This is a genomic window from Candidatus Similichlamydia epinepheli, from assembly GCF_003056015.1.
Genome location: NZ_PPEU01000043.1, coordinates 1 through 6,741, shown reverse-complemented (window position 1 = coordinate 6,741; position 6,741 = coordinate 1). Strand labels below are relative to the sequence as shown.

The following is a 6,741-nucleotide window of genomic DNA, read 5'->3' as shown; positions in this document are numbered from 1 at the left end:
AAAATCTACATTGTTGAATATTGAACGATTGGAAAGCAGTTATTGGGCTTGAAATACATGTCCAATTAAAAACGAAATTAAAATTATTTAGTCCGGCTCCGTCTTCGTTTAACGATGAGCCAAACAAGTCTATTCATCCGTGTTGCACTGGATTACCAGGGGCTCTTCCAAAGTTATCTAAGGAGCCGATTGATCTTGCGATTAGGCTAGGAATAGCTCTTCAGTCAAAAATTGACTCCACTATTCGATTTGATAGAAAATCATATTTCTATCCTGACTCACCTAGAAATTTTCAAATTACACAATTTTTCCATCCAATACTTTTAGGTGGATCTATTGACATTCCAATAAACGGAAAAGAGAAAACTATCCGCATACGGGATGTTCACTTGGAAGATGATACAGCAATGCTTAAACACCTTCCAGGAATGACTGGAATAGATTTCAACCGTGCGGGTATTGCGCTTCTAGAACTTGTTACCGAACCGGAAATAGAAACTCCTGAAGAAGCAGCCATTTTCGTTTCAGAACTTAAGCTTCTGTTAGAATACTTAGAGATTTCTGATTGCGATATGGAAAAAGGACATTTAAGAATTGATGCGAATCTGTCCGTTAGAAAGGCAAACGAACCTCTTAGACAAAAATGCGAAATCAAGAATTTAAATTCGATGAGCATTTTAGCGAAAGCATTACGTATGGAAATGGATCGTCAAATTCAGTTTTATGAGAGGCATCCTGAACAAAATGTACAATCACCAATTAGCTCTTCTACATTTAGGTGGGACGGCTGTTTAAAAAAATTGGTATTGATGAGAAAAAAGGATACTGCTCTAGACTATCGATACTTTCCTGAACCAGATCTTCCAGTTTATTCAATCTCATCTGAATTAATTGAACATATAAAACTAAACATGCCTGAATTACCAACGGAAAGGCGGAGAAGAATTGCTGAAAAATATTGCCTACATGCGGAGGCTTCTCGCGTTTTAGTTACAGATTCGGAAAATTTTCGATTCTTTGAAGAAGCATCAAAAACGTGTTCTCACTTCCAGCAATTAGCAAATTGGATCATCGTAGAATTTCCTGGTCAGCTTGGATTGCCGATCTATCAGTCTGAAATTAAACCGATTCAAGTTTCAGAACTGGTTAATCTAATTTCTAACAAAACTTTGTCTGGCAAGAACGCGAAATCTGTGGCTGCTAGAATGATTACAACTGGACTTAATCCTTCTGAAATTCTTAGGGAAGATCCTTCCCTTGGTCTATCGCACAATGAAACTGAATTAGAAAATCTTATTCTCTTTACATTAGAGTCAAATCCTAATTCTATATCTGACTACAAAAATGGTAAAGAAAGAGCCTTGAACTTTCTAGTAGGAAAGGTCATGGCATCATATAAGCAAGCTGATCCGGAACTTGTAAGACAGCTTCTTTTGGAAAGGATTACTTGTTAAAAAATTTTCTTAACATTTCCCCCTGCTGCTTCGAATCCTTCTAAGGATCGTTGCAAATGGGTGGATTTGCTAAAAAGAATCAATTGATCTAATAGGTCCCATTGTTCATTTAAATGTTTCTCATGAATCCACCTTATATACTTGGCCGAATCAAGATTCTGAAGATAGTTTACTAAACGAGCTCGAGATTCTTCATGTTCAAGAACTTGTTTAGATATGCAAACACCAGTTGTAGACGGAGAAGATGATCTAAATATATTTCCGTTTTGAAAACGCATAAAAGGAACTGTCGACCACTCTCCTTCAATAAGAAAATTCATCTTAGAAATGTTTGATAGCTCAGAAAAATAAAACAGACGATCAAGCAGACTTTCTGTGCCACACTCTAGTAAAAACCATCTTTCTAATTCTTGTGGCAAAGCAAAATTTAACGTAGCAAATGTTTCCAAATAACTCTCATGCTTAGAGAAGTGATTATAATTGCCTCTATAAAAAACAAAACCTTCTGTTTTATCTATAAAAGAAGGCAAAACAGATTCAAGAAATGCTTCTAAAGCAAAACGAATAGCTGAAAGCCTTACATCCGAAAGCGGATCATCATTCCAAACTTCGTAAATCAATTCCCAAAAAATTTTCTTCCCATCTCCTATAGAGAGGCAACTGTCTCGGACCAATATATCCCAATCGAGAGAAGAGGTTGACGACACATCGACTTTAACAAAGATATAAGAATTGAATTTACTCTGCATAAAAGATACCGGTCCTCTCAAAACGTCATTCGCCAAATAGTCCTTTAAATTGAGATTGGAGTTCATTTTTCATAGAGAAAATATCCGCATCTTGGTTCCCACACAAGATAAGAAGACCTGCTCTCTCAACTGAGTTCAAAATAACCTGTGAAACGTACCCTGGGAAAAAACCAGTGTGCTCCAAAAAAGGTTCACGCAAAAAAAAACCTGAACGATAAATTACATTTTCAACCGGATTAGACTGAAATCGAACTTTAGAACTAACATTTTTGAACAAATCTAAAGGAGAACAACTTAACTCTCCTGATAGGAAAAGATTGTACCAGTTTTGTAAATCACTCGCACAACTGTAAAGACCTGCAGCAGAAAAAGCTTTTGTTTGATGAAGTGATTGTCCAGGTTCAGTATGAACTTTATGTAACGCATCTTTCTTATGCCCAAGAACCCATTTTTGTTCTTGCTGCTGGCTCAAATATCCAGTAGCAATGAACCCCATTTTTTTAGCCAGTTTACGTATCTCTTCGTCAAAAGAACTACCCAAAATTTTCTCAAAGAGATAACCAAGAATTGCATATCCATAATTTGAATAAAAAAAATAATCACCAGGAGGAAAATGCAATTTACTTTGAATGCCATTACTAAAAAGAATTTCAGGAAAGATACTATTAGGGATTTGGTCTTCCTCATATGAAGGCAAGCCAGACTGATGATTAAAAAGATGAAAAAGTGTCATTTCCTTGAAAGAAGATGGCAACTGATTAGGAAAAAAATCTACTAGTTTATTTTCCAAAGACACTCCTTTCCCTTTGCCTAAAGAAAAAAACATATCTGCAACAATATGCTTTGTAAGAGAACCTATCCGAAAAATTGACCCTGAATCAATATTATTTCCACTGCTATCTTTCCCCCAACTACCCTCAAACAAAGTTTGATTCCCCTTCCAAACAACTGCGTAAGAAAAAGTTTCAGAAACTATGTTAGTTTGACTAATGCCAGAAATTTCAGACAAAGAGGAGACTGAAGAAGCTAAAGAGTTCAACGGAACGGTCTGCATAGTTTTATCTTTCTTCGATGATAAATCTACAAGGGTAGCAGTACGAACAAAATTACGGGAGATTAAAGATAAGAACTCTTTTTGAGATGAGAAAAAAAACTTAGAAAAAACAGCAATCTTTCTATCTGTCTGATCAGCTTCAACCTCTTGATATGGCAAAACTTCCTGCCCTATCCTTTTTATTAACCTCAATCGATCCACCATACAACAGACCCATAATGATTGAATTCAATAGAGATGAGGTTGTTTTTGGTTTTTTTTTGAGAAAGAATGAAAATAACTAACATTTGAAGATTTTCCTCTTCAAAGACGCTACATATTTTCTTGAGCTATCAAGCATGACAATTACACAAACACCCACTCATAACACCAATTAAAGTTATTTATGTGGAACTACAATACACTGCAAGGAAAGAGACAAAATGCGACAACTAAATGTTGAAAATATGCCTAGCGCTTAATAAAAAATTAAAGTCAAACTTTTTAAAAGAGAATTCATGACTCCACCATTACTTGAACTGGATGAAATTGTCATTGGCTTAACTGCTCCTGTGGGAGTTCCATTTAAACCATTGGAAAAGAAGATTACTTCTTTTTTTGAAAGCCAGGGATTTTTTTGTTCACAAATTAAAGCTTCAACACTTTTATTAGAACTTCAATGTAACAAACTTGGGCCAAAAGGGTGGGAAGAGCTAGACAATAAACAATTTCTTGAATTTGCTGGGGACGTCTTGCGATTCGAAACAAAATCACCAGAAGTATTATCTCTACTCTTTATTCAAAAAATAAGACAAATACGCAAATCCATATCAGGCAAACATGCTTTTGTTTTACGATCTTTCCGTCATCCGAAAGAAATTGCACTCATGCGGCATATTTACAAGAAAAAATTCTTTCTAATTGGGGTGTCTGCATCTTTTCAATTCAGAGCAGATTATTTAAGAAATAAATACAACAATCTTTCGGAAGAGGCTGCCCTTAATTTGGCCATAATCGATAAATCGAATGCGTTTAAAAATAACCTTAATAAAAGTTTGTCAATTCTAAAACAATTAGGTGAAAGAGATAATATAGCCATTGAAGAAGCAAGTTTTTATACGCATGACATAAATGCAACTTATTGCTTATCTGATCTTTTTCTTCATCTTTCTGATGCTCAAGAATCGGAGTGGCTTTTAAAAAGGTTTCTTGAAACTATATTAGGAAATCCTTTCCACACCCCTACTACTGAAGAAGCAGGCATGTTTCTAGCAAAAGCCATTTCGCTGCGATCAAGTGATATGGCTAGACAAGTTGGCGCAATTATTATGAATTCGAAAGGAGATGTTATCTCAACAGGATGTAATGAAGTCCCCAAACGAACAGGTGGATTTTATTGGCCAGAGAGAAAGTTAGATGAAGAGCCAGATAAAGATTCTAGAGACTTCAGATTTCTCACAAAAGAATCTGCGACAAAGCTCAAAGAGGAATGTTGCCTTGAAATATTAAAAATAATCGAAAAAAATAGACGCCATTCATCTGATCAAAATATTAATATGGATACTTTACTGCATGAACTGCGACAAAGCAGACTGGTTAGAATGAAACTGTTTGAACATCGTACTGTACATGCAGAAATGGCTGCATTAGTGAGCGCAGCCTCTCGAGGAGTGTCTGTGCAAAATAATATCATGTATGTAACAACATTTCCTTGTCACGACTGTACAAAGCATCTTATTGCAGCTGGGATATTAGAAGTTGTCTACCTTGAACTATATCCAAAAAGTGAAGCATTTAGATTCTGGCCAATGGAAGTACAAGACTTTGACCACATTCATCACGGATCTGCCACTAAAAGTGGCCTTCTAACATTTAGATCTTTTACTGGAGTAGCTCCTCGTATCTATTTGGAAATATTTTCTCCAAAGCAATCCAGGGAGGATTATTTTGAAAGAAATAATCAAAACAAAGAAATAGTGTCAGACATCATAACAAATGAATGGGCAGACTTATCTTTTACGGAAGAACACAAGTTAAGAGAGGAAATTCTATTCTCAAATTTGAAACAAACGGTTCAAAAACTATTTATTAAATAACTCCAATTAGTCTAGTTAAATAAAACATCATAGAAGAAAATCGATGCAGACAAAAACTCTTTCCCCAATGATGGAACAATGGCGGTCCTGCAAAGAAAAAGCGGGAGACAGTTTGCTTCTTTTCAGGTTAGGTGATTTTTATGAAACCTTCGGAGAAGATGCAAAGATACTTTCAAAAGTATTAGGTATCACTCTCACAACAAGACACGATTTTCCTATGGCTGGGATTCCAGCCCATACTCTTGAATCAAATTTGTCAAAAATAGTTCAGTGTGGAAAACGTGTTGCAATAGTAGAACAAGACAGTTCTTGTTCAACCAATTCAAAAAAAATTCTAACAAGAAAAATTGCCCACTTTGTTTCATCTGGAACCTTGAACAGGTTTCTTGAAACGTGTGACAATGGACACCTTTTAATTGCATCACTTTACACTGACACTAATGACTCTTCTATTGGGATCGCGTTTTGTGATTCATCTACTGGAGAAATGTGGACATTAGAATGCACTTCATGGGACGAATGTCTAGATGAGTTGTCGATATACAAACCAGCAGAAATCATTACAAATAAAAAGACATCCTCTCTTTTTCAAGTGGCATCAGATTTTCATATTCCGATTCAAGTAATAGATGATCGTTTTTTTTCAAGAGAGACAAATACATCATTTCTTTGTCGTCATTTTCGTTTGCAATCGATGGATAGTTTGGGATTTAATCGTTTTCCAAAAGCTTTTCTTTCTTCAGGTGCACTTCTACGTTATTTAACGTTTGAATTACTTCAGCCTATTGATCAAATACAAAACATAAAAATCTTGGATACAAAAGATTATCTCTTTATTGATCGAGCTACGCAGAGGCACCTTTCTATTCTTGACTCTTTTTCAGGAGAAAATGAGAAAACTCTCTTTGGCCATATTAACCGCACAGAAACCCCAATGGGAACACGCCTAATGCGTCAATGGTTGTCAAAGCCATTACTAGATACTTCTCTAATCAAAAAGCGTCAAGACGTTGTTCAACATATGGTTCAAGACCCGTATTTAATCAGAAAATTGCAACAATTTCTAGAATCTATACGTGATCTTGAACGTATTGTAGTTCGACTTGAACGAGGGAAAAAAACAACACATGATCTGTTAGGGTTAAGAATTAGTTGTGATTTTTTGCCTAACATTTATCACATTTGCAAGACGATCAAACCAATTCATCTTTTCCTTCAAGACCAAACTCCTCCTATACAAGATTTGATGAATTTACTGAAAAATTCTCTTCTTGAATCCCCTTCAAATCGAGTCGGAGAAGGAGAAATTTTCAAAGAAGGATGGGATCAAGATCTCGACAAATTGAGAGCACAGCTAAAAACGACTAGAGATCAACTTCAGTCATATCAAAACCAATTAAGAACTACCC

At 35.6% G+C, this 6,741-nt stretch carries 5 protein-coding genes; 3 read left to right on the top strand and 2 right to left on the bottom strand.

What is annotated here, in order from left to right:
- The first annotated feature begins 20 nt into the window (after positions 1-20).
- Entirely contained in the window at positions 21-1,454 is a 1,434-nt protein-coding gene (gatB, locus tag GCCT14_RS03190; protein WP_157952550.1) for an Asp-tRNA(Asn)/Glu-tRNA(Gln) amidotransferase subunit GatB, read from the top strand.
- Here the strand turns inward: gatB and GCCT14_RS03185 are convergent.
- Both GCCT14_RS03185 and GCCT14_RS03180 read right to left on the bottom strand, forming a co-directional pair.
- Positions 1,451-2,203: a hypothetical protein gene (locus GCCT14_RS03185; protein ID WP_108624213.1), complete on the bottom strand. Its 753-nt coding sequence runs from the start codon at positions 2,201-2,203 to the stop codon at positions 1,451-1,453. The two genes, gatB and GCCT14_RS03185, sit on opposite strands and share 4 nt — an antisense overlap.
- 25 nt (positions 2,204-2,228) lie before the next feature.
- Positions 2,229-3,461, bottom strand: coding sequence for a serine hydrolase domain-containing protein (locus tag GCCT14_RS03180; RefSeq protein WP_108624212.1), 1,233 nt, complete (start codon positions 3,459-3,461; stop codon positions 2,229-2,231).
- Positions 3,462-3,754: 293 nt separating this feature from the next.
- Here GCCT14_RS03180 and GCCT14_RS03175 point away from each other — a divergent pair, with 293 nt between their 5' ends.
- Both GCCT14_RS03175 and GCCT14_RS03170 read left to right on the top strand, forming a co-directional pair.
- Positions 3,755-5,332, top strand: coding sequence for a deaminase (locus GCCT14_RS03175; RefSeq protein WP_108624211.1), 1,578 nt, complete (start codon positions 3,755-3,757; stop codon positions 5,330-5,332).
- A gap of 43 nt (positions 5,333-5,375) precedes the next feature.
- Positions 5,376-6,741, top strand: a 1,366-nt coding sequence (locus tag GCCT14_RS03170) for a MutS N-terminal domain-containing protein (RefSeq protein ID WP_478209987.1), incomplete at its 3' end; no start/stop codon positions are given.